The sequence below is a fragment of the Paenibacillus sanfengchensis genome (genome assembly GCF_036864765.1).
Classification (GTDB): Bacteria; Bacillota; Bacilli; order Paenibacillales; family Paenibacillaceae; genus Fontibacillus; species Fontibacillus sanfengchensis.
Genome location: NZ_JBAGJC010000003.1, coordinates 539,769 through 563,885, shown reverse-complemented (window position 1 = coordinate 563,885; position 24,117 = coordinate 539,769). Strand labels below are relative to the sequence as shown.

Genomic DNA, 24,117 nt, shown 5'->3' with positions numbered 1-24,117 from the left:
TAAAATTCCTGCGATTCTGCAGGAATTTTCGACGAAACCGGCTCGGTTCTTTAAAATCGTTAGAAATACCTGCAGGATTTGCATCTTTTTTCGCATTTCCGCGAGGCTCGGCTTAAAAACCTGCAGATTTGCATCTTTTCGCATCCATTGTGGATTGGCCTGAATATACCTGCCGGAACTGTATACTAAATCCGATTTGAAGATGCCTTTGGGTGTGAGACTAATGTCTGATGAGGAGGCACTAATAAAAAAAGTGCGAACGGCAAGAGGAGATTTCTTCTCTCTCTTCGGCCGTCCGCACTTTTTTTAATGCTAGTCCGTCCATTTGCTCCGGTATTCCCGCGGGGACAAGCCCTCCTGTTTCTTGAACACCTTGCTGAAGTACTTGACGTCATTGAAGCCGACCATCTCGGCGATCCTCCGGACTTTCAGGTTCGGGTTTCGCATCAGCTTCTTCGCCTTGTCGATCCGGTAGGCCGTCAGGTAGTCGGAGAAATTGTCGCCGAACTCCTGTTTGAACTTGCGGGAGATATACTCCCGGCTGACCTGAAAATGGGCGGCGAGGTCTTGCAGCGAAAGCTCGGATTGGTAATGCTGTTCAATATAAGCCAGCATATCGCCGATTTTTCGCGATTCGCGCTGCTGCCGTTTGGAGATTTCTCCGGCGAGACGGGTCAAGAAGCGGTTAAGCCAATCCCGCCACGCAAACGGGGAAAAGACATAGTTGTTCGGCATAGGCGGCGCCTCGGCGTGATCTCCTTGTTCCAGCGCAGAGAGCACCTGGTCCGCGTCGCTGCCGAGCATCTCCCGGAGCAAGCCGGAACGGAAGGAGAAGATGGAGGACCTCCAGGAGTCGAGCATCTCCGGGGAGACGAAGCCGGTCCGGCCAAGGGCGTCGATCCACCGCTGCACCGACGAGGCGATTTGCCCCGGATCCCCGCTCAGGACGGCGGTTTTCCAATCCGCTTGGACGCCGGCAAACGACAGGGAGACGGGTTCCTCTTCCGCCGCGGGCTGGCCCTGCTTCAGCTCGTGGATGTATTGGTCGGGCTGAAGCAGATTGCGCCGGCGGATGGCTGCCGTCGCTTCCGCATATTGCGCGGGCAGGCTGGACGGCATCGGTCCCGTGGAAGCAAGGCCCACGTGAATTCTCCGCTGCAGCGTATGAAACAGGCCATCGTTGATTTTGGCCACGAGCTCGGCGGCCCGTTCCGGCAGTTTCCAGAGGAGAATCAGGATTTCCATGGCGGCGCCCCAATGCTTGAAGGCGATGCCTCTTTGCTCGGCGGTCAGGAAATCGTTGCAGATGTTGATCAGCGAGAACTGCAGCAGTTCGCCTTCATTTCCGAATCGCTTCAGCAGGGAGGTGTCCGAAGCATCCACCTGGATCAGCAGCAGCCTGGCCTGATCCGCCTCCCCGGGAATCACGCCTTCCATCCGCAGCCGTTTTAAACTGTTGTCCGCCGAGCCCGGATCGTCAATCATCGAGGAGAGGAGCCTCTCGCCGTAGACCGGTTTAAATTCGTTCAACCGGATACTCGTGTTCTGCTGCTCCAGCCGTTCCCGTTCCTCCTGCCGCCACTGGCGGACCGCCTTGGCTACCGCGGCGTTGATCGCCTCGGGCTCGATCGGCTTCAAAATATAATCAACCCCGCCGTGCCGGACGGTCCCCCGGACAAATTCAAAGTCATCGTGCCCGCTGATCACGATAAATTTGAGAGACGGGGCGTGCTCGTTGACCCAGGCCATCAGTTCCATGCCATGGCCGGCATTCATCATCATATCCATGATGACGATGGCCGGCTTGAATTCGCGGATAACGCCGATGGCCTCCGAACCTCCCACGGCTTCCGCAATTTCTTCGATGCCGTGTTCCTGCCAATCGACCAGCAGTCTTACCGCTTTGCGCACTCTCGCTTCATCGTCCACGATCAATGCTCTCATTCCGATGCTTCCTCCTCGTTCTTGTCATCGTTCCGGAACCTCAGCTGGATGCGGACTCCGGACGGGTCCAGATTGTTGACGCTCAACTCCGCAGCTTCGCCGTAAACCAGGCGAAGCCGGGTCAGCACGTTGATCAGCCCGATGGACGGTGCGGAGCCGCCCCCCGTTTCGTCCTCGCCGGGCCGAATCTGTTCGGCCCCGGAGTGGCTCAGCCCGCTTTGGAGCCGGCGCAGCTTGTCTTCGGGGATGCGGCAACCGTTATTTTCCACAGTTATGACAATGCTCCCGTCTTCCGCGTAAGCCGCGGTCAGCCCAAGCGTTCCACCGGTATCTTCCGGTCCCAAGCCGTGCTTAAAGTAATTTTCCACAATCGGCTGCAATATCATCTTGGGCATATTCACCGATAACAAAGACTCGTCTATTTGTACCTGGAAGTCGAACCGGTTCTCAAAACGCTCCTTTTGCAGCTCGACATAGGCTTTTACATGCTCAAGCTCATCCCGCAGCGTCACGCCCCGGTCATCGTCGTGCATACTGTAGCGCATCATTTTGGCCAGCGACGAGATTAAGGTATAAATTTGCGGAACCTTCAGTTCCAGGGCCAGCGTACCGATGATCTGCAGCGTATTGTTCAGAAAATGCGGATTGATCTGCGCCTGGAGCGCCCGCAGCTGGTTGTTCTTGTTGGACAACTCCAGCTTGTATTCGCGGAGAATCAAATTGTTCAGCGTGTCCATCATGTTCCGGAACCGTTCCGTCAAAACGCCGATCTCATCGTTGCCGGCGGAGGCGATATCCACCTGGAGATTCCCGATCTTCACCTGGCTCATGTATTGTGAAAGCCGCTTGATCGGGGAGGTGATGCGGATCGAGATCAGCACCGTCGCCGTGACGATCACAAGGAGCGCCAAACCGAACAGCAATCCGTTGATTTTTGCGGCCTGGTTGGCTTCGCTGAGCAGGTGGGACACCGGAATCTGCTTGACCAGCATCCACTTGGCCCCCGCGCTGTCGATTTCCTGATAAACGAATACCGAATGGTCCTGTTCAAAATAGCCCTGCTTCCCTTCGAAAAGAGAACCCCGTCCCGAGTACCAATCGGCTGTGATCGGCTGTCCGATCAGCTCGGGCTGATTGGCGTAGACCAACTGGCCGTCCGCATCAAGGATGAACAGGTTCTCTTGAGCCCTGTCATATAATTGATCGACAATTTCGCTAAGCGCCGACAGCTTCACATCGATCGACAAGTAGCCGATGGCTTGATTGGACGGTATTTTCTCAATGCGGCGGTGCAAGGTGAATACCTGCTCCGTCGTCGCTTTCGGAAAAAAGGGCGTCAACAGCCCGTAATGGTGGCTTTCATGGGTTGTCTGGATGCGCAGCGGTTCATGCTCCGGCAGATCGGAGACCGGAAAAGGGGCGGAATCCTGCCAGCGCTTGGGCGTATCCTGCGTAATGAGGGTCGCTTTCTGATCCTCGACGCCGTACAAATAAACCTGAAATATATCGGGAGCCGCCTTGTAAATGTAGTTCAGGGAGGCATAGATCCCGATATTGGCGGACATGTCGTCATAACCGGCGTCGAGCAGCCTGTAAAATTCGGAGTCCGAGTACACGCTCAGGGAGATGCGGTTTATGTTCTGCAGCAAGCTGTCGATGTTGCGGTATCCCTGATAGAGCAAGTTGCGGTTCTCCTCCACCGCGCGTTCCCGGAGCGATGCCGTGGTATGCGAGTAGCTGACCGCCACCGCGGCCGCCATCGTAACGATAATGGGGAGCAGCAGAAAGACAATCAATTTTGTACGAATACTATTCCATCTCATTCAGCCACATCCGATCAATATTTTACACCTTTAAGTTCACCTGCGTCGGTTTCGGGGGGATTAAAATAAATACATAATAACACTTGTAGACGAAATACGACAAAGAGAGAATGGAGGGGGCCATACATGCGTAACCGAAAGTTATCGCAGTTTGGGCAGCAGCTGTTTTTCGTCGGCCCTGCCGTGTTGTTTTTTACGCTGGTCATGATTATTCCGTTTGCGATGGGAATGTATTATTCCTTTACGGACTGGAACGGGGTATCGGGGCAAGTGAGCTGGGTCGGTTTCGATAATTTCAAGCAAATTTTCTCCGGGGATCCGGATTTCTGGAAATCGTTCGGGTTTACGGTCCGTTTTACGCTCCTCGGCGTGATTCTGACGAATCTGGTGGGCTTTTTCCTGGCCTATTTTTTAACCAAGCCCTTGAAAACACGCAGTGTGATGCGGACGATATTTTTTATGCCAAACGTCATCGGGGGCCTGCTGCTCGGGTTTATCTGGCAGTTTATTTTTATCAAAGGCTTCTCCACCATGGGGGAAATGACCGGCTGGTCCTTCTTTGAACTTCCTTGGCTCGGGGACGCCACCACCGGATTCTGGGCGATCGTCATGGTCTTCGTCTGGCAGTATTCCGGTTATCTGATGGTGATTTATATCGCTTCGCTCAGCAATGTGTCCAAGGAAGTGCTCGAAGCCGCGGAAATCGACGGGGCCACCCACTTTCAGATTCTGCGCAGCATCATCGCTCCGCTGATCATGCCGGCGGTGACGGTCAGCCTCTTCCTGGCGATCTCGTGGTCCTTCAAAATGTTCGACCTGAACCTGTCCTTGACCAAAGGCGGTCCGTTCAAATCGACGGAATCGGTGGCGCTCAACATTTACAATGAAGCGTTCCTGAATAACCGCTATGGTCTGGGCACAGCCAAAGCATTACTGTTCTTCGTCATCGTGGCGCTCATCACCTTGATTCAAGTGCGCGTCACGAAGAGCAAGGAGGTTGAAGCGTGATGGAAGCCAGATCCCGCGGCAAAAACGTGCTGCTTGAAATCATTATGGCGCTCGTGGCGCTGATCTTTCTCGCCCCGTTTTATTTTCTGTTCGTCAACTCGGTCAAATCGTTTGGTGAAATTTTGTCCAACGCGGCCAGTTGGCCTACAAAATTTAATTGGGAGAACTATACCAAGGCCTGGGAGCTGGCCCGGTTTTCCGAGGCGTTCCGTAACTCCATCGTGATCACGGTAATCAGCGTCGTGCTGATTACGCTGTTCAGCGCGATGGCCGCTTACCGGATGGTCCGGTCCAATACTTGGTTTAACCGGCTGTTGCTGCTCTTGTTCGTCGCGGCGATGGTCGTGCCGTTTCAAACGATCATGATTCCGGTTTTGAAAGTGGTCAATACGCTCGGTGTTAACAACAGCATTGCCGGCCTGCTTTTGACCAACCTGGGGCTCAGTCTTCCGCTGGCGGTATTCCTGTTCCACGGTTTCGTCAAATCCGTGCCGTTGGAAATTGAAGAGGCCGCCACCGTGGACGGCTGCAATCCGGTCACCGTGTTTTTCCGGATCGTCATGCCGCTGCTCCGCCCGATGATGATGACCATTATCGTGCTGAATGCGCTGGCCATCTGGAATGACTACTTGCTGCCATCGCTGATATTGCAAAATCCTTCGCTGCGGACGATTCCGCTGGCGACATATTCCTTCTTCGGCCAGTACACGAAGCAATGGGATATGGCGCTCCCGGCGCTGGCCATCGGAATTCTGCCGATCGTCGTCTTCTATCTGCTGCTGCAGCGTTATATCGTCGAGGGAATCGCGGCGGGCTCGGTTAAAGGGTAGACTAACCGAAGTCCGGCGTTCCAAATATAGAGGCAACTCATTTTACAAATGTACAGGGGGATATGAAAGACATGAATAAGAAACGTTCCATGGTCATTCTGTCGGTGCTGCTGATGATGAGCATGCTGCTCGCGGCATGCGGCGGTAAAAATGCCGCAAACTCCGGTTCGGCCGCAAACGGCGGCGGAGCTAAGGAAGGCGAAGTCAAAACCGTCAAGATTTTTCAATTTAAAACCGAAATTGTGGAAGGCCTGAATGAGCTGAAAGTCGAGTTTGAAAAAGAATATCCAAACATCAAGCTCGATATTCAAACGGTCGGCGGCGGCGCGGACTACGCGGCTGCACTGAAGACGAAATTCGCCTCCGGCGATGCGCCGGACATTTTCTCCAACGGGGGCTTTGCCGAGCTCGACATGTGGCAGGACAAGATCGAAGACCTGTCCGACCAGCCATGGGTCAAGGATCTGGTGCCTTTGGCAGCCGAGCCGATGACCAAAGACGGAAAAGTATACGGTATGCCGATGAACCTGGAAGGGATCGGGTACGTGTACAACAAGGACCTGTTTGCCAAGGCGGGCATTACGGAAACGCCTAAGACGATCACCGAGCTGGAAGAAGCGGCCAAGAAACTGCAAGCTGCCGGCATCACGCCGTTCGGCAACGCTTATCAGGAATGGTGGTTGCTGGGCAATCAGGGGATCAGCGTGGCTTTCGCCAGACAGGACAATGTCGATGAATTTATCAAGGGCTTGAACGACGGAACCCAAACGATCGTCGACAACCCGCAATTCAAAAACTGGAGCAATCTGCTTAAGCTGACCGTTCAATACGGACAGAAAAATCCGCTGACGACGGATGCGAATACGCATCTGGCCCTGTTTGCCAACGGGGAAGTGGCTATGATGCAAGAGGGGAACTGGGCGCAAACTTTGATCGACAACATTAAGCCTGGAATGAATATCGGCATGTTCCCGATGCCGATCGATGACGACGCAGAGAAGAACGACAAGCTTACCGTTGGGATTCCGGCCAACCTGGTCGTGAACAAGGAATCCGCTTCGAAAGAAGAAGCGAAAATTTTCTTGAACTGGCTCGCGACTTCCGACCTGGGTAAAGAATACATCGTCAAGAAATGGAAATTCATCCCTGCCTTGAAGACGATTCCGGCAGCGGCCGAAGATATTGGGCTGTTGGGCGCGGATGTGAAAAAATATGTAGACGAGAACAAAGTTTATGGTTTACAATCTTCGAAGTTCCCGGACGGGGTAACCCAAGAATTCGCGAGCGTCATTCAGGAGCTGATCGCGGAGAAGACCGATGTGAACGGCTGGATGACCAACATGCAGGCGGCCTGGGACAAACTTAAAAAATAAATAGTATATAAGTTGAACTAAAAATTTGCTCTAGGCAAGAGTGTGAAATGATTCTGGAGAAGCGTAGCGTTCGCCTTTGTGACCGGATTTCTACCTTTTCTGAATTTAATTGATGAGGAATCTGGGAACAACAGCGATCGGAAGAACATTTCACACGGCTGCCTCATATGCGAATCGATAGTTCAACTTATATGGATCAGAACACATATGGCAGACCGCTACGCTTCGCCCGGCTTTCGGGCGAGCGGGCGGTCATGCCATTTTGTGCTTCTTGAACTATTGGAAACGGGGGAGAGATCGTGAGAAGAAAGACATGGCAGAATAATGCCGTGCGAATCGGGGTGGACTACTACCCCGAGCAATGGGATCCGGGGGTTTGGGAAGAGGATATCCAGCTCATGAAGGTGACGGGCGTCCGCATTGCGCGCGTTGCCGAATTTGCCTGGAGCCGGCTCGAGCCTTCATCTGGGATCTATCTTTTCGATTGGCTGGATCGGGTACTGGATTTGTTCTATAAATATGGCATTTCCGTCGTGATCGGTACACCGACCAACACCCCGCCGCGCTGGCTGACCGACCTGCGGCCGGATATTTTACCGGTGTTTGCCGATGGGCGTATCTTTCAACCGGGCGTTCGGGGGCACCGCTGTTTCAACAGTGAATCGATGCTGGTGTACGGCTCGCGGATTGTCGAAAAGATGGCAGAACATTTCGGCAAACATCCCGCTGTCATCGGATGGCAGACCGATAACGAGTTCGGCATGCTTGATTGTAATTGCCCGAGTTGCAACACAAAGTTCTGCGAGTGGGTCAAGCAGAAGTACGGTTCGATTGGCGCGGTGAACCGCGCCTGGGGAACGGTCGTCTGGAGCGGGGAATACAGCGATTGGTGTCAAATCGGCACACCGCTTGGCGGATCCCCACACCAAAATCCGTCTTACCTGCTGGATTTCGCCCGTTTCCAGTGGGATACCTTGGCGTCTTTTCAGCGGAGCCAGATCAAGATCATTCAGAAGCATTGCCCGCATCATTTCGTCACGCATAATTTTCACAGTTATCCTCAACGGCTGGACTTGTACCGGGTCGGAAAGGACCTCGACTTCGCCGCTTTCGACTACTATCCGAACACGTCCCCCGGCAAACAATCGACCGGACCGTACAGCGGCGCCTTATCCCTGGATGTCACCCGTGGCATTAAGCGGAAGAATTTCTGGATCATGGAACAGCTCAGCGGTCCTCCGGGCTGTTGGTTTCCGATGTGGCGAACCCCTTATCCCGGATTTATCCGCGCCCATGCCTGGCAGGCGATCGCCCGGGGAGCCGATGCGGTGATGCACTTCCGCTGGAGAAGCGCCGTAGCGGGAGCCGAGCAGTTCTGGCATGGTCTGATCGATCACAGCAATATACCGGGCCGCAAGTTCGACGAGTTTGCTTCCCTGTGCTCCGAAGTGAATATGTTGTCCAAGAAAATCAAGGGCACGGTGCTTGAGCACGAGGCGGCCATCCTGCTATCCATCGAACAATTGGAGGCTTTAAGGATTCAGCCGCAGGCGGAAGGGATGGACTATTACGAAAGCATCAAGGATTACCACCGGGCGCTGACCAAGCTTGGTATCGGCTGCGATGTGATCGAGTGGAGCGAGCCTTTGGACGGCTACAAATTGGTGGTTGCCCCGAGTCTTTACTTGTTGGATGCGGAGACGGCCTACCGGCTGGAACGTTTTGCGGCCGAAGGAGGCACCTTGGTCCTGACGAGCCGTACCGGCGTCAAGGACATGAACAACCTGTGCATCATGAGCCCGCTGCCCGGCCTTCTTTCTTCCTGTTCGGGCGTCATGGTGACGGAATACGATCCGATCGGCCAAGATGTTCACGAATTGGTGGACGACAAGGGTCAGACTTTTACATGCCGGCATTGGTGCGATATTCTGGCTCCTTTGGGTGCGGAAGTGCTGCTTCGGTACGCTAGCGATTTCTATGCCGGGCAGCCGGCCGTGACCGTCAACCGTTTTGGTCAAGGGGAGGTCTACTATTTGGGAACCCATCCGGAAGAGGCCTGGCTCAAGCGTTTGTTCGGCGAAATTGCCGCCCGCCTTGAAATCCCGGCTTTTCCGGATCTTCCCGACGGCGTACAAGTTACGATCCGCACCGCTGCGGACAGGGAGATTCTTTTTCTCTTGAACCTGAGCCGTGAGGTTCGGCGGGTTACCCTTCCCGCGGAGTATTACAGCTTGCTCGACGCGGAGATGAGAGGGACGAAGCTGGAATTGGCGCCGTACGGCGTGGAGATCCTGGAAATGGGAGAACCGGATCAATTGTAGAGGTTTCCGAAGTTTTTCATCAAAAAACGGCTGTGGACGCGAATTTCCATATTGGCGTACATCTCGCTCCAATCGGTATCCTTCCAAGCCGAATAGGTCATTTTGTTGCGGACGTACTGGCCGAGCCCGATAGGGTCCGACCGGTGCTGCCGCAATTTCTTCAGAACCAGTTCCGCTCTTTTGGTCATGTGCTCGCTGATCAGGTCCTCCAGTTTTTTGCGATCGGATTTGGTCAGGTTTAAATTTCCGATATATTCCAGCACCCCGCCCTCTACGCGGATGCCGATATCCGCGATATATTTTCCTTCCTCGTTTTTTTTGATTTTTATTTTCCGCTTGCTTTTGATTGCGCTGAAGGTGATGGATTTTAATTCAGGGCGATCCGTGTTGAGCGTGAACTCCCCCTTTTTTTGCTCTTGCTTCAGAATTGTAAAATAGAATATATCATCTTTCTCCAGCTTTCCGACGTATTTGTCTTTCCGGAACAAGGCAATTCCGTCGAGCTCCAGTTCGTTGCCCTTTTTGACCAGCATAGTGGCCGTAGGGTCCTTGCCGTCATCATAATAATCGCGGAAAAAATGATGCAGCAGAATTCGCGGCGTATTTTGCATGTCGAATTCTTTCCGGAGCAGTTGGTCTATGTATTGCGACACACCGGGATGCCCTGGATATTGGCTGGTGATGATCTCCTGCGTGGAGCCTTCCGTCAGCACGATTTCGATGCGCTTGGAGATGGAAGGGTCGCGGAACAAGGTGTCGAGATACGGGTTAAGTCCTTTCTTCGCGAGCTCCGTGTTGAACAGAAGCGTGCGCAATTGACCGCTGACGAGCTTGCGGCTGGATTTGCGGGAAAGCTCGTTTCGCGCTTCCTTGCTGCCCGTGGCCACGGTGGTTAACGTTTCGGTCAGCCGTTTTGTGTTGCTGCCCTCATTGATGGTGAGCGGAACGTTGATGGTTAAGCGAATCTTCCCCTCTTCCGCCGGATCGATGCCTCCGGTCCGGATATAGCCGACCCGTTCCAGGATGTTCTGGTCCTGATTGCAGGCGGTGAGCAGCAGCAAGCTCAGGGCAAACAACAAGAGTCCGGCGTTTTTTTTATGCATGGGATTTCCTGCCTTTCTGGATGAGTAGGGACAGAAGCGCCAGCAGGGGAAGCCCGAAAGCTACTCCACTCTCAAAATACAGCAGCAGCCCGAACCATTTTTCCACTTCAAGGAGGGTTTTGGGAATAAGCGCAACCAGAAAGCTGCCCGCCATTAAAGTAAACACGACGCCTTTCCAGGGGAGGCGGGGAAAGACTTCGGCGATGACGATTTGACCAGACCAGTAATACATGGACGCCGTGGTCAAAATAGACAGCAGGAAGGTGCTGTATAAAAAGTTCTGAACCCGTTCCACAAAGGGAAACTGTAAATAACCGAACATCTCGAGGATCGGAAAGGCGAGATTGGTCAGTTCCCTGTAATTAAAAAAGCCGTAGCAGACGAGCGTGACCAGCAAATAAACCGCAGCGGTCATGGTGTTGCCCAGATGCAGATACTTCAGCCATTTTTTGTTGTTCTCGGCATAGGGAAACAAAAACATGAACAACTCGTATCCCAAAAAGGCTGCATACATTCTGAAAATTCCCTCGGCGGGATTGTGGGCCTCCTTAAAAAGATAAGGCGTCAACCGGTTGAAGTCGAAGTCATTGACGAAGGTGAAGCTCAGCGGAACCAGGGCCAGAAGGAACGCAACAAAGAAGAGATTGGCCTTCGACATATTGTAAACCCCTTTGGTAACCATCAGGAAGACCGACACATCCACGAACAGCTTCAGTACCATTTCCGGGGTTTGCGGAAAGATCAGAATCTGATAAATCACCACATATTCCTTGACGACAAAACAGCCGACCAACGCCAGGCCTAATGCTATCAAGAGGTATAGCGGAACAAGCAAAAATCGGGGGAGCCCCTTTCCCAGAATTTGAAAGATGGAGGCTCCGCGGCCTAAACGGTAAAGGAGCGTAATCAGCATTATGTTGATCGAGACAATCAAGTAGCCGATCCCGATTCCGATCCAGCCGTTGGTTCCGAGGTTAATCGCCGCGACCCGGGGGATGACGAAGAGTGTCACTCCGCACTGGGTGTTGAAGACGAGCAGGGCGATGTGAAAACGATGGAGCTTTTCCATAGACAAGGCGGTCACCTATTTCTTCATCTTATTTGGCGTCTTGTTCGGCGATTTCGCCTGGCTCGGACGCACGTTAAAAGACCAGAACGGCGCGCGGATAAAAATATCCTTCCAGTCGACCGGCTTGATCGGAGCGGCCGGGATCGTGTAAGGGGCACCCAGGCTGGTCAGCTTGGAGAGGTGGATGATGATCAGAGCGACCCCGATCATAAACCCGAAGTTGCCCTGCATACCGGCAAGAATAATAAGTCCAAACCGCACCAATCGGAGCGAACCGCTCATGATATAGCTGGGAATCACGAAGGAAGCGATTGCGGACATCGCTACCGCGATAATGAGGATATTGCTCGTAAACCCCGCCTCGACAGCAGCCGTACCGATCACGATCCCGCCGACGATCCCGATCGTCTGCCCGATTTTGGTAGGCAGGCGCGCCCCCGCTTCCCGAAGCATTTCGATCGTCGTTTCCATAATCAGTGCTTCGATGATCGGTGGGAACGGGACGCGGCTTCTCGATTCGGTCAGCGAGGCCAGCAGATTCTCGGGAATCATTTCGTAATGATACGTCGTGACGGCGACATATAAAGACGTTAAAGAGATCGTAATGATAAACGCAATGTAGCGCAGCAGCCGGAGGGCGGTCCCGACGGCCCAGCGGTTGTAATAGTCGTCCGGGGTGGTGAAAAACTCAAAAAAGGTGGACGGCGCCATGATGGCGGACGGGCTTTGATCCGCGAGCACGACGATCTTTCCCTCGGTCAGCTTGGAAATGGTTACATCCGGACGTTCGGAAGTCTGGAATAGCGGGAACAGCGAATTCGGAAAGTCATCGATCATTTGTGTAAGCATGGTGCCGTCGTACAGACTGCTGAATTCGATCGCTTTAATGCGTTCCACCATCTTGTCCACGAATTCCTTTTTGGCGATACCGTCAACGTACAGAACAGCCACCTTTGTTTTCGTCAGCTCCCCCACGTTTAACTGGATGACCTTCAAACGGTTGCTTCTCAGCTTTCGGCGGATCAACGACAGGTTCGTTTCGAGCATTTCAATAAAAGCGTCGTGCGGGCCCGTAATGGCGGTTTCGGATTCCGACTGCTGTATGCTGCGCTTTTCGGGGTTGTATATATTGACGAGATAAACGCCTTCGGGCAGAAAGAGGGCCACCTTTCCATCCAAAACGCCCTTAACCGCCTTCACGGGATCCGAAGTTCGGACGAAGCGCGACTGGCGAAGCAGTTCTTGAAGATCCTCCTGTCCGGTATGCTGCAAAGGCAGCAGGATTTCCTGCTCAAAGGTAGGAATGTCGACCAAATGATCGAAGTAAACGAGATGAGCCGAAATGGTCGGCATGTGCCACGTTATCAAGTCCCCGCAGTCCTTGAACTCCTGAAGAAATACATCCAAGGTCAACGGTCCGGAAGCTTGGGGGGTTCCCTGGGGGTGAGCTTCCTGAGATTTTGACCCGGAACCGCTCCCCGAGCCGAACAGCTTGGATATTTTCCGAAATAGCGACACGGCCGCATCCCTCCCAAAGCACTTTTAAAGTAGTTTGTTCCGCGGCTGGAAAAATATACGGGCCGAGGATGCATGCAAAAAGGCCCGTCCCGTTCACTCAGGGAACGGAGCGGGCCCGGGACAACTTGATAATCGCTCGGGTTTTCCAACATAATTAATATAAATAGAGGAAAGGAAGGTGCCAGAATGATCTGTCCGAAATGCCAACACCGTCAGCTTACCGAGAAAGCGAGATACTGCGAAAATTGCGGGAAGCCTCTGACCCGAGGCGCTGCGGGATTTGCCTATCTCCAATTCGTGACCGCCGCCTTGAGGCATCCTGTGGCCTTTGCCCGAAGAGTGAATCATGGACAGTTTATAGCCGGATTAATTACGATCCTCCTTTTTTCATTGCTGGTCCCGCTCATCATTTACACCGGTTTTCAACGATTGGTCGGGTTTGTGGATAACCCCTTCGTCGGGATGGTGCTCCGGCCGACGCTGGCCTTTCTTATCATGAGTCTGCTTATTACGGCCTACTGCTACGCTGTGGTCAGATACGGAAAAGGGCCCGCTGACTACCGTGAGGTGGCGGCCCGCTTCGGAGTGTATCTGGTGCCGTTTACGGCGCTGCTTCTGCTCGCCCTGCTGGCGGCGTTGCTGGGAATTCATTCCTTGCAGTCCCTGCTGCTATTGATTGGCCTGCTCGGGGCCTGGTTCGCCGTCCCCGCGTTTGTGATCCTGACCGGGTATTCCGCCGAGGGGCAGACCCCGGGTTTTCCGGATCAGCTCCAGGGAACCTTGCTCGTGTATTTGGCCGTGCTTTTGACCCTGGCTTTGTTCGGAAAGCTGCTGTTTGGCCCGCTCGGCCGTTTGCTCAGCGATGGCTGGTCGCTCTTCCTTTAGCCGGTTTACAGAGATTGGAGCAATTCCCGTTCGATTTCCGCGTAACTGGTGACTCGGGGCGGCAGACGATGGGCCGATTCCGGCGCCGCGCCCCGGTGGTTAAACCAAAGGACCTTCCATCCGGCATCTAGCGCCCCGACGACATCGTTCCGCCAGGAGTCGCCGATATACGTGCAGTCCGCAGGGGACAGACCCAGCTTGTCCGCCACATGGTCGAACAGCCGACGGTCCGGTTTGGTGATGCCGACGGCGCCCGAAATAAAGATCCGCTCAGGCGGGATGAGATCACGCAGCCCCAGGGCCGTGATCTTTTTCATTTGGTGCTCCGGCGGTCCGTTGGTGATAATCCCGACGGTGTGGCTTCTCTCCATCAGGGCGGTGATCAAACCGAGAGCTCCCTCAAACAGCGAGATGTCAAACTGCCTGCGCAAATAGGCTGCTTGCACTTCGGCCGCTTGGGCTGCGGACAGTTCCAGGCCAAACTCGCGCAGCGCAAGAACAAACCGCTGCGTGCGCATTTCTTCGAGGGCCCGCCCATGCGTCGGAGTGCCGCCGGCTTCCGCCGACAGCTTATCGCTATAGAAGCGCATGCGATGGTAAGCCTCGGGATAGGGGAATTCAGCGGAGGTAGCCAGGACCTCCTGGAGGGCCTGGCGAAAAGGAATCAAGTGATCGTACAGCGTATCGTCAACATCGAAAAAGACGGCTTTGTGTTGCGGTTGGTTCGTATTTTCACTCTGTGTCATGGATTTTTGTTTTCTCTCCCCTTCGTCGGTTTCATATCCATAGGATATTATACCGGAAGACGAGAGTCTCTAAAATCTCCGGCTTGCGCCGCCTCCGCCCGAAGTACCGCCGCCTCCGCCCCGGAAGCCGCCTCCACCGAAGCCGCCGCCTCCACCGTAACCCCCGCCGCCGCGTCCTCCGCCGCGACCCAGCATCGAAATCAGCAGCATCGTTATCATCCCGCGGAAGAAAATAAAATCCACCGCGAGAAAAGCGACGATCAGCAGCAGCCAGCCGGCGGAGAAGCGGCCTCCGCCGGCCTCTCCGGCCGAGGTCTGCGGGACGGCAACCTCCTGCGGAGCCAGTTCGTCCTCCACGCCGTACTCCCGGGCAACTTCGTTATATAGCGTTTTGTAGGTTTCGACAATCGCGGTTCCGGGTTGATTCTCTCTCAAGTAAGGGATCGTCACCTGATCGAGGATTCGCCCGACCTTACCATCGGGAAGCGCGCCTTCAAGTCCATAGCCGACTTCAATCCGGAGCGGCCGATTTCCCGGCTCGCCGCCGCCCATGGACAGGAGCAGCAGGACCCCGTTATTTTGCTCCTTGCCGCCCAATCCGTATTTGCGAAAAGCCTGCAGCGCGTACTCTTCTACCGTGGATCCATGTAGAGTGGGAACCGTCAGTACGGCAATCTGCGCGCCGGTCCGGTCCTCCAGCGCCCGTCCCAGCGCGGTTAATAGCCGCACCTGATCCTCGGCCAGCAGACCTTCGAAATCCTGGATGTAAATGTCCCCGCGCGGTTCGGGGATGTCCGGGGCTGGGGCGGCTGCCGCGCTTGACGAGAAGCCGGATCCCCAGAGCAAACTAGTGAAGAGCATAACCGCGCAGGTCAGGCCATATAGAACGGACCCCGGTTTTAGCCCGGGCAATCCCGCGAAATGTCTCATGCTCCCGTACCCGTTATGGCCGTAAGTTTAGGGAAGGGCACGGAGGAGGTACCGGCATCCGTTCCGAAATCAACCTCCGGGTTGGTCCGGGATTCCGGCGTTGTTTCGAAGTACGCCCGCGCATCAAAACCCATCAACCCCGCCAGCAAGTTGCCGGGAAACCTTCTCCGCATGTTGTTGTAGCTGGCGACGGCGGCATTGTAGTCGTTCCGGGCCACCGCGATCCGATTCTCCGTTCCGGCCAGTTCATCCATCAGCTGTTGGAACTGTGCGTCCGCTTTAAGAGTCGGATAATTCTCGACCACGACCAGCAACCGGCTTAACGCGCCGGACAATTGCTGATCGGCTTGGGCCAGCTCATCCGGTGTTCGTGCACCGCCTAGGGCAGCCCGGGCGTCGGCAACCGCCTGAATGACATCCTTTTCATGGGCGGCATAGCCTTTGACCGTATTGACCAGGTTTGGGATGAGGTCGTATCTCCGCTGCAGTTGGACGTCGATTTTGCTCCATTCCCGATTCACATTCTCGTCAGCCGCGACAAACTTATTATAGTTGCCGGCGAACAAAGCGATTAGGATAACGACGATCACCGCGAGGGCAATCAATGGGACCAGGCAGCCTTTACCTTTAAGAAAATTCATAGGTGACCTCCTTGATGGGTGCAGCATGGTTTTATTCCTCTGCTGTTATTACTTAACTTTTTACCCTGCACCCTATGCAAGGAAACTAAACCCATGGCATTGTCGGCTTATGGCTGAGTCCCAAAAAGCCATTTCCCGAATCCTGGTTTTTGGGAAGTCCCGGGCCTGGCGATTTGCAGCCAGAATGAAGGAAATACGACCATCCGGCAGGATCTTGGAGGATAAATAAGAATAGGTCCGGGGAGCGCGCGGGAAACCAACGGCATTAAAAATAATCCAATTTTAGCGGTGCTGAATCGGTTTTCCCTCCGGAGCAGCAATCTCTATACTAATAGTTGTGTTATAAAAAACCGTTACAAAAAACGGATAGGAGATGACTTGACTTGGCTTATGATGAAATGTTGGTACGCCGGAGCGAGATGCTGAAGAAACGGATTGGCGCGATGATCGCCAAAGAAAACCAATATGGATTGGGAAAACAAGAGGGTCAATTTTTGCGGAGAATGATCAGAGAATTGCATCAAACCGCTTATGAAATGAATGCGAAAGCCGAAGCGTAAAGAGCGTGCAGACGGGGGATGGAGCGTGAAACGCAAGTCTGCCATGCGGAGGAGGGCCGATATCGTGCGTAAGGCGCGATATCGGCCCTTGTTCGTCAGGCCACATACTGGGATAGGGAAATGAGCGCGGTGATGGTGATGATGTTTAATAGGGTGGAGATCAGTACCGTTTGGGAAGCGAAATCGGGTTCGTTATTGTATTCTTCCGCCAAAATTGTGCTGTTGACCCCCGTCGGCATACCGGAAGCGATCAGCAGGGCCTGGGCGGGAACGCCGTGAAGACCGAGCAGCCAAATGAGCAGCAATCCGATGGCGGGGCCGATCAGAAGGCGCAAGGCTACGCTGAGATAAACCTCGAACCTGTCCAGCCGCAGCGGGTATTTGACGATTTGCGCCCCCAGGGTCAGCAGCGCGACGCTGACCATCGAGTCGGACACATAGGATAGCGGCTTGCCGATAAATTCCGGCAGCGGCAGATGCAGCACGTGAAAAGCAAGCCCCAGCACAAGAGCGTAAGGTACCGGCATTTTAAGAAAGCCGATCAAGGAGGCCTTCAACGTTCCGCCGGATTTCGCCCGCTGGACCGACATGACGCCATATGTAAAGGTCACAAGGCTTTGGAAAGTCATGATCAGCGCCTGGAGCGAGGTAGCCAGGGCGTCTCCCTTAAAAGCCAGTTGGTTGATCGGCAGTCCATAGTTGCCGGAATTGTCGAGAATCAGGCTGTTGGTAAATGCCGCTTTCAACCCGCGGCTGAATTTCAGCCGACGGCTGACAAGGGCGCTTACCGCATAAAGCAGGAGCACGTACAAGATATAGAAAACGGTGACATTCCCGAGCAGTTCGGGGGACATCTCCGAATGGTACATACTGAGAAACACGACGGCGGGAGTGATATAGTAGAAATTAATTTTGGCCAGGGTGTACAGGTCCAGCCGAAATGCCCGCTGCATCAAGGCACCCAGCCCGATCAGCACGAAAATGGGCAGCACGACGTCCAGTAAAATATCGGCGATCATCGCTTCGGTTCATCTTCTTTCTGTAATTGGATGTAAGTTATAATTCGATGATTCATAGAGGTTTCACCTGCCGGACAGCCTACGCCAGGTTTGGTTCAATACCTCGGAGAGGACCAGGCCGATGGCGATCGAACCGGAGATCAAAAAGGCCTGGGCCGCCAATTGAACCGCCGTATTATAGTCGTTCTCGACAAAATTCCGCATCGCGTCGTAGGCCAACCCCCCGGGCACAAGCGGAATAATTCCCGAGACGCTAAACAGAATGACCGGTTTTTTGTGCGTCCGGGCGAAAATTTGGCTGACGACGCCGACAATAAAAGTCGCGGCGACGGTGGCCAAAACGGTATCCAGACGTTCGTCCAGCAGCACATAGACAGCCCAGCCCAGCATGCCGGACGCGCCGCATTGCAGAAGGGTGCGTCTGGGGGCGTTGAATATAATGCCGAAGGCGGCTGACGCGATAAAGCTTGTAACCAGGTGTAGCGCCAAATTCATCACCAGCACAATCCTCTTTTCTCCATTATAAAATCGTAAAGACGACCGCGATGCCCGCTCCGATCGCAAAGGCGGTCAGAAAGGCCTCGGCGCCCCGGGACAAGCCGGAAACCAGATGTCCGGCCATCAGGTCGCGCACGGCGTTGGTTATAAGCAGGCCGGGCACGAGCGGCATAACCGAGCCGATAATGATCTTACCCGGATCGGCGCCGATTCCCGCCCGAATCAGCAGATACGCAAAGATGCCGATCAGGAAGGAGGCCGTAAATTCCGCGAAAAATTTGACCTTCACCAGGCGATGCAGCAGAATCAAAGCCGAGAATCCAAGTCCGCCGCAAACGATCCCCGGAAGGAAGTCGGGAAGGCCGCCCTCAAACATCAGGGTAAAGCAACCGCTGGAGATGGCGGCGGCTCCAATCCGCAGGGGAACGGAATAGGCATGGCCGGACGATTCGACGGCCGCCAGCCGTTTCCGGGCCTCCGCCGCCGTCAGATCGCGATTTGCCAATTTACGGGAGATGTCGTTCACTTCGGCGACCTTCTGAAGGTCGGTCGTTCTTTCCATAATGCGGACCAGTTTGGCCCATCGCATGTCGTCGGACTGAAACATAATTCCCGTTGGCGTGACATAGCTGTGCGAGCCGGTCAATCCTAAAGCTTCGGCAATCCGCGTCATCGTATCCTCCACCCGGTAGGTCTCCGCACCGCTTTGCAGCATAATTTTTCCGGCCAGCAGGCAAACTTCGATCGGCTCCTGCTCCTCCCGCCCCAATCCTCTTTCCTCCATTTTCTTCCTCCTTAAATCCTGTTGCTGCCATTATAGCATGGGTGACCGGCGAATGAAGAGACCCTAAGAATCATGTCGAATTTTATAGGTAATTTGTCGAATATTATCGAATTATGTTAAATTTTATTGTATTTTTAACGGGTTTTTTCCAGATTTATATGTTATGCTTACTTTGTCCGTTTGAATTTCGCTATAACGGGTTTTACAAGTGGGGGTATAGCCTATGCTTCAAAGTTTGATCAGCAACTTCACTTTTCTGACCACTTTCCTTTTTTTCGGTTATATCGTCTGGGGAAAATGGCGTTCCTCCGGCGAGATGGGTAAGTACAAAACTATAAAAATACAACTCCTGCTCGGGACGGCTCTCGGCCTTTTCGGCGTTTCTCTAATGTACATCGCTTTTCCCCTAAATTCCTCGGTCTTCACCGATCTTCGGCAGCTCCCTATCCTTATTTCCGTATTCATTGGTGGATGGGCCGGAGGGGGAATCACGACTTTCATTATTTTAATTTATCGTTTATTGTTTTTGAGCGGTTTTAATTTCGCCTCTATTCTGGGCGCGATCGACGCGCTGTTGACCTACTTGATCGCCATAGCCATCTTGAGGGAATACCGTTTGTCCCTTCGGAGATGGAACTGGGCCGTCGGTCTGTCTACTTTGGTTACCGTGGTGGTTTTTTTTATTCTATTGGAGGACAGGGGGAAATGGCTGGCCATTGCCGTCTTTATTCTGATCTTTTACACCAGCGGGCTGTTTTCCTTCTCCATGCTGACCTATTTGAAGCGCTCGGATGAATTGCTGCGCATTATGCGGGAGGCGGCGCACCGCGACTTTTTGACCGGCCTGTATAATGCAAGAGCCTTCGACTTGATGTTGGAGCAGAAAATAGAAACCTCCAATCGTTATCGCGTTCCGTTTACATTGCTTATGCTGGACATCGATTATTTTAAAAAGGTCAATGACACCTACGGGCATCCCGCGGGCGATGCCGTGCTGGCGCAGATCGCGGACGTGCTCCGCGAAACCTTCCGGCCGGGAGACCAGATTGCCCGCAAAGGCGGCGAGGAGTTCGCCGTGATCGTCGATGCGTGCGATTCCGAACAAATCCGGATTATCGCCGAGCGTCTCCGAAGAAACGTAGAAAATCATGGGTTCCGGGTACCCGACGGGACGGAATTGAAGATTACCGTTTCCGCGGGAAGTGCGACATACCCCGATATCGACAGCCATCTGTTGGTGGATAGAGCGGACCGGGCATTGTACGAAGCCAAAGCTTCGGGCAGAAACCGGGTATGCCGGGCAACGCTTCCCTCGCCGTACCGTTTCGGACAACCCATGGACACTTGACAAGCTTCGCATTTTGCGGGGCTTTTTTTATTTTCCTCAAGTGGGAAAGAAAGTCCCTTGGTAGTATGAAAATCGGCTGAGGCTAGCAAAATAAGGCTTAGCTTGAAACCTAACGCCAACAGAAGAGGAGGGAACCGGGCGTGAGTTCGAAAACGAAGGAGCCGGCGGACACGTGGCTGTGGGAAAAAATGTCGGGGCAGGTCGATTTTGAGGAGCGGCGGCTGGGGCCGGGCGATGAGTTTCGCGTGCAATATTTGCGGACTCTGACGAATTCGGACACCATCTTTCGGTTTATTGTGACACCCAGCTATGAGATGGCCGACGTCCAGGCCTTTAAAAATTATATCGCCTCCTTTCCCGGTACCGTTAGGCCGAAGGATTTGGAGCAACTGATGGAGTACGTGCTTAAAGGTTACATTGCCATCACGATCGAATCCGAATGCTATCTGTTCGAAGCGATGAAAACGGAGTCAAGCGGGGTCAGCGAAGCGGTCAACGAGTCGATCGTCCAGGGACCGCGGGATGCCCTCAGCGAAAACATTGAAACGAACATCAACCTCATTCGCCGAAGATATCAGTCCTCCGCTTTAAAAATCGAGATGCTCACGGTCGGAAATGTGTCCAAAACCTCGGTAGCGATTCTTTATGACACCGACCGGGTGGATCAGCAGGTCCTCCGGGAAATGCGGGAGAAGATCGAAGGGGTCAAGGTGGATATTTTGCAGTCGGCCGGCGAACTGGAGAAATATATAAGCACGCAGAAATTTCGCGTGTTCCCGGCTATGGTGGTCACCGAGCGCCCCGACCGGGTTGTGTTCAACATCGCCGAAGGCAAGGTCGCCGTACTGATGAATACGACCGGATTTGCCATTTTGGCTCCGACGATCTTCACCGATTTCTTCACGGCGATGGATGATAAAATCCAGGTGCCTTTGGTGGGATGGTTCTTGAAGATGATCCGTTACATCGGGTTGTTTATGACGCTGACATTGCCCGGGCTCTATGTCACCTTTGCCTCTTACAATCCGGAGATTCTGAAAGTACAAATTTCGCTGCTGATCGCGGGTAGCCGGGCGGCGGTTCCTTATCCGTCTTTTATGGAAGTCTTCCTGATGCTTCTGATGATGGAGTTTTTGACGGAGGCGAGTTTACGGCTGCCCAAGGCGATCGGTCCAACGGCCACGACGGTAGGAGGGCTGATTCTCGGCCAAGCGGCCACCCAAGCCGGGCTGGTCAGCAATATCATGATTATTCTCGTCTCGGCCGTCGCGATCTCGAATTTCATTATCCCATTAAGTATGATGGGGTACACCATTCGCGTGATCAAATATATTATCGTCCTGTTCGCCATCACATTCGGGCTGGTCGGGATTGTCGTAGCGTTGGTCGGCCTGGTCTTGTATCTTTCGGGGATCCGCAGCTTCGGTCGGCCCTATCTCAAAATGACCGTATTGGAATTCAAGTCAAAGGGTGAGCGGAGAAATGGTTAACGGAAAATATATTTACTATTTGTTTCTGATGAACGCGTTGATCAATATCATCAACTTTGTGCCCCGTATTCTTATTTCGGCGCGATTTCGGGGGGCCTTGATCGCCATATTTATCGCAACCGCTGTGGGAACGGTGATTCTGTATGTATTTACGCGGTTAATGTCCCGTTTTCAGGGGAAGGGGCTCCCGGAAATATTTAACCGGCATCTCCCGCGTTTTTTTTCGGCCCCGCTGCTGCTCCTTTATTCAATATTCTGGTTTGGCGCGGCGATCATCACGATGCTTTCTTTCGTGGATATTACGCTCCGCTTTATCAGCCCGGACATTTCCCCGTATGCTGTCATGATCGGTTTTCTGCTCCTTTCCTCTTTCTGTGCGCGGCTTTCGTCGGAATCGATTCTGTATGCGCTGGAGACGATCCTGCTGCTTGTCACACCGCTGATCGTTTATATTCTGGTCAAATCGTTAACCAGTCCGGGATTCAGTTGGGACGCCGTAATGCAGATCGTCACCCATTTATGGACCCGGCCGAATTATTCCGCGGTGGCCGGGGCTACCTTTATCTTTTCCGGCTATATGAATCTGGTGGTGTTCAACCGGAACTTTCGCAATCTAAACACCCGTTTATTATGGGTGATTCCGGTCACCTCCTTTGTCATTCTGCTGGTCACCTTTCTTGTTCCGGTCGGCTATCACGGAACGATCGGAGTGGAAGACCATGTTTACAGCTGGTTTTCCACGGCGGATTCGATCCGGATGGAACTGTTTATCATCGAGCGGTTGCTGTTTTTGTTCTATACGACTTACTTGTCGCTGTCCCTTATAAGCATGTCGATTCATTGGCATGTCGGGCTTGAGCTGTTTAAAGGGGTGTTCAGGTCAAAGGAGGCGGAAGAAGGAAGCAAGAAAGGCGACTGGTGGATTCTGGGTCCCGTCTGCCTGGTGACGCTGCTGCTCATGACATTCATGAACCAGGTCCGCCTGGCTCAAATGGGGCAGTGGTTTTTGAATATTCGTTTTGCCAATGAATTTTTGCTGCTGCTTTTCCTGTTTATCGCCCATAGAAGGAGTGCGAAACGAACATGAGAAAGGGAATCTGTTTCCTGGTCGTGATTCTGCTCGGCGGGGTGCTGACGGGCTGCCAGTTCAAAGATATCGACAAACGGTCCTTCGTGCTGGCCATTGGCGTCGACCGTCCCGAGGACCCTCGGAAAAGAGACCAGTTTGAAGTGACGCTGAAAATGGCGATTCCGGAGGGAGACCCGACAAAGCGGACCCAGGAAGCAGTAGTCATTACGGAAGTCGCCGAAAGCGTACCGGAAGCCATCCGCTTAATCAAATCCAAGATCGATAAAGAACCGGATTTCAGTCATTGCAAGGCGTTGATTTACGGTGAATCTTTTGCGCGGGATAATATCGTTCCGATGACCGACTGGTCCGCCAGACGCCGGGACATCCAATTGATCATGTACGTCGCGGTCGGCAAGCCTTCGGCCAAAGAGGTGGTCAATATGCAGACCAAAAGCGAACGCCTTCCCGGCAATGCCCTTATTTTAAGCCTGGGGACGGAAGGGACGGAATCACCGTTTATAACGACGGTGTATTCCTTTGACCTGCATCGCAGGATCACGGAAAACGGGATGGATCCTCTAATGCCGGTCGTTGAAGCGAAAAAGCCGGATATGCTGGTGATCGACAAGGTCGCGCTTTTTGATAAAAAGAAAATGGTAGCGATGTTGTCTCCGCAAGAGACAAGAATCCTGAATTTGCTACGGACCCGGAATTTGCGTTCGAGCTTTCACGTAGAGACCGCGGGAAATAAAATCGACTACAATCTGGAGAGCTCCAGGCCCAAATACCGCATCTGCACCGGGAAAAACGGAAAGGCTGTCATTGAGTACAGCCTGACCGGCAAAGCGATGCTTGAGTCCAACGAAGAAGGCATGGTGATTGGCGGTCCCGAAATGCGTGCAATATCGAAGGTCGCCGGCAAGCAGTGGGAAGAAGAGAGCATGAAGCTGTTGAAAAAAGTCCAGTCCATCGGCGTTGATCCTTTCGGGTGGGGCTTGCGCTATATCTCGAGACATTGGAACAATGACACCGAGCTCAAGCAATGGCAGCAGCTTTATCCGGAAGCCGAATTCCAGGTCAAGGCGGATGTGAAGATTAAATATACGGGGATGATTCAATAAGTTTAGCTGGACGTTGACGAGCAAAAAGCCTGCA

Annotated in this window: 21 protein-coding genes; 10 read left to right on the top strand and 11 right to left on the bottom strand. The window is 53.5% G+C overall.

The window, feature by feature from the left end:
* Nucleotides 1–312: 312 nt before the first annotated feature.
* Nucleotides 313–1,944, bottom strand: coding sequence for a response regulator transcription factor (locus V4U84_RS08940; RefSeq protein WP_334073474.1), 1,632 nt, complete (start codon nucleotides 1,942–1,944; stop codon nucleotides 313–315).
* Entirely contained in the window at nucleotides 1,941–3,767 is a 1,827-nt protein-coding gene (locus V4U84_RS08935; protein WP_334077034.1) for a cache domain-containing sensor histidine kinase, read from the bottom strand. The genes V4U84_RS08940 and V4U84_RS08935 overlap by 4 nt, the downstream gene beginning before the upstream one ends.
* A 126-nt stretch (nucleotides 3,768–3,893) precedes the next feature.
* Here V4U84_RS08935 and V4U84_RS08930 point away from each other — a divergent pair, with 126 nt between their 5' ends.
* The 4 genes from V4U84_RS08930 to V4U84_RS08915 all read left to right on the top strand — a co-directional run bounded on the left by V4U84_RS08930 (nucleotide 3,894) and on the right by V4U84_RS08915 (nucleotide 9,299).
* Nucleotides 3,894–4,775 carry a carbohydrate ABC transporter permease gene (locus V4U84_RS08930; RefSeq protein WP_334077033.1) on the top strand — a complete coding sequence of 294 codons (882 nt, stop codon included), beginning with the start codon at nucleotides 3,894–3,896 and terminating at the stop codon, nucleotides 4,773–4,775.
* Complete coding sequence (locus V4U84_RS08925) at nucleotides 4,775–5,605, top strand: carbohydrate ABC transporter permease (RefSeq protein WP_334073955.1); 831 nt, start codon at nucleotides 4,775–4,777, stop codon at nucleotides 5,603–5,605. Before V4U84_RS08930 ends, V4U84_RS08925 begins: the two co-directional genes overlap by 1 nt.
* A 71-nt stretch (nucleotides 5,606–5,676) precedes the next feature.
* Complete coding sequence (locus tag V4U84_RS08920) at nucleotides 5,677–6,978, top strand: ABC transporter substrate-binding protein (RefSeq protein WP_334073477.1); 1,302 nt, start codon at nucleotides 5,677–5,679, stop codon at nucleotides 6,976–6,978.
* Between the two features lie 299 nt (nucleotides 6,979–7,277).
* Nucleotides 7,278–9,299, top strand: a complete 2,022-nt coding sequence (locus V4U84_RS08915) for a beta-galactosidase (protein WP_334073478.1) — start codon at nucleotides 7,278–7,280, stop codon at nucleotides 9,297–9,299.
* Here V4U84_RS08915 and V4U84_RS08910 read toward each other — a convergent pair.
* From V4U84_RS08910 to V4U84_RS08900, 3 genes are read right to left on the bottom strand one after another with little or no spacing between them, the layout of a single operon-like run.
* Entirely contained in the window at nucleotides 9,290–10,402 is a 1,113-nt protein-coding gene (locus tag V4U84_RS08910; protein WP_334073479.1) for a Ger(x)C family spore germination protein, read from the bottom strand. The two genes, V4U84_RS08915 and V4U84_RS08910, sit on opposite strands and share 10 nt — an antisense overlap.
* Nucleotides 10,395–11,471 (bottom strand): GerAB/ArcD/ProY family transporter, encoded by a 1,077-nt coding sequence (locus tag V4U84_RS08905; RefSeq protein ID WP_334073480.1) that lies wholly within the window; start codon nucleotides 11,469–11,471, stop codon nucleotides 10,395–10,397. The genes V4U84_RS08910 and V4U84_RS08905 overlap by 8 nt, the downstream gene beginning before the upstream one ends.
* A gap of 15 nt (nucleotides 11,472–11,486) precedes the next feature.
* Complete coding sequence (locus tag V4U84_RS08900; RefSeq protein WP_334073481.1) at nucleotides 11,487–12,989, bottom strand: spore germination protein; 1,503 nt, start codon at nucleotides 12,987–12,989, stop codon at nucleotides 11,487–11,489.
* A 186-nt stretch (nucleotides 12,990–13,175) separates the two neighbouring features.
* Here V4U84_RS08900 and V4U84_RS08895 point away from each other — a divergent pair, with 186 nt between their 5' ends.
* Entirely contained in the window at nucleotides 13,176–13,874 is a 699-nt protein-coding gene (locus V4U84_RS08895) for a zinc ribbon domain-containing protein (protein WP_334073482.1), read from the top strand.
* A gap of 5 nt (nucleotides 13,875–13,879) precedes the next feature.
* On the opposite strand, the gene V4U84_RS08890 is transcribed toward V4U84_RS08895, so the two are convergent.
* From V4U84_RS08890 to V4U84_RS08880, 3 genes are all read right to left on the bottom strand, one after another.
* Nucleotides 13,880–14,620, bottom strand: coding sequence for an HAD family hydrolase (locus tag V4U84_RS08890; protein ID WP_334073483.1), 741 nt, complete (start codon nucleotides 14,618–14,620; stop codon nucleotides 13,880–13,882).
* 69 nt (nucleotides 14,621–14,689) lie between these two features.
* Entirely contained in the window at nucleotides 14,690–15,550 is an 861-nt protein-coding gene (locus V4U84_RS08885) for a TPM domain-containing protein (protein WP_334073484.1), read from the bottom strand.
* Complete coding sequence (locus tag V4U84_RS08880; protein ID WP_334073485.1) at nucleotides 15,547–16,191, bottom strand: LemA family protein; 645 nt, start codon at nucleotides 16,189–16,191, stop codon at nucleotides 15,547–15,549. The genes V4U84_RS08885 and V4U84_RS08880 overlap by 4 nt, the downstream gene beginning before the upstream one ends.
* A 383-nt stretch (nucleotides 16,192–16,574) precedes the next feature.
* On the opposite strand from V4U84_RS08880, the gene V4U84_RS08875 reads away from it, so the two are divergent.
* Nucleotides 16,575–16,751 carry a hypothetical protein gene (locus V4U84_RS08875; RefSeq protein ID WP_334073486.1) on the top strand — a complete coding sequence of 59 codons (177 nt, stop codon included), beginning with the start codon at nucleotides 16,575–16,577 and terminating at the stop codon, nucleotides 16,749–16,751.
* A 95-nt stretch (nucleotides 16,752–16,846) separates the two neighbouring features.
* Here the strand turns inward: V4U84_RS08875 and V4U84_RS08870 are convergent, their stop codons facing one another.
* The 3 genes from V4U84_RS08870 to V4U84_RS08860 form a co-directional block, all read right to left on the bottom strand.
* Nucleotides 16,847–17,770 (bottom strand): AEC family transporter, encoded by a 924-nt coding sequence (locus V4U84_RS08870; RefSeq protein WP_334073487.1) that lies wholly within the window; start codon nucleotides 17,768–17,770, stop codon nucleotides 16,847–16,849.
* Nucleotides 17,771–17,833: 63 nt separating this feature from the next.
* Nucleotides 17,834–18,265 carry a threonine/serine exporter family protein gene (locus V4U84_RS08865; protein WP_334073488.1) on the bottom strand — a complete coding sequence of 144 codons (432 nt, stop codon included), beginning with the start codon at nucleotides 18,263–18,265 and terminating at the stop codon, nucleotides 17,834–17,836.
* 25 nt (nucleotides 18,266–18,290) lie between these two features.
* On the bottom strand, nucleotides 18,291–19,052 hold the full coding sequence (locus tag V4U84_RS08860; protein WP_334073489.1) for a threonine/serine exporter family protein: 762 nt from the start codon (nucleotides 19,050–19,052) through the stop codon (nucleotides 18,291–18,293).
* A gap of 223 nt (nucleotides 19,053–19,275) precedes the next feature.
* On the opposite strand from V4U84_RS08860, the gene V4U84_RS08855 reads away from it, so the two are divergent.
* The 4 genes from V4U84_RS08855 (at nucleotide 19,276) to V4U84_RS08840 (ending at nucleotide 24,083) form a co-directional block, all read left to right on the top strand.
* On the top strand, nucleotides 19,276–20,400 hold the full coding sequence (locus tag V4U84_RS08855) for a GGDEF domain-containing protein (RefSeq protein ID WP_334073490.1): 1,125 nt from the start codon (nucleotides 19,276–19,278) through the stop codon (nucleotides 20,398–20,400).
* A 140-nt stretch (nucleotides 20,401–20,540) separates the two neighbouring features.
* Entirely contained in the window at nucleotides 20,541–21,890 is a 1,350-nt protein-coding gene (locus V4U84_RS08850) for a spore germination protein (RefSeq protein WP_334073491.1), read from the top strand.
* On the top strand, nucleotides 21,883–22,977 hold the full coding sequence (locus tag V4U84_RS08845; protein ID WP_334073492.1) for a GerAB/ArcD/ProY family transporter: 1,095 nt from the start codon (nucleotides 21,883–21,885) through the stop codon (nucleotides 22,975–22,977). The genes V4U84_RS08850 and V4U84_RS08845 overlap by 8 nt, the downstream gene beginning before the upstream one ends.
* A complete protein-coding gene (locus tag V4U84_RS08840) occupies nucleotides 22,974–24,083 on the top strand; it encodes a Ger(x)C family spore germination protein (RefSeq protein ID WP_334073493.1) in 1,110 nt (369 codons plus the stop codon). The genes V4U84_RS08845 and V4U84_RS08840 overlap by 4 nt, the downstream gene beginning before the upstream one ends.
* Nucleotides 24,084–24,117 lie beyond the last annotated feature (34 nt).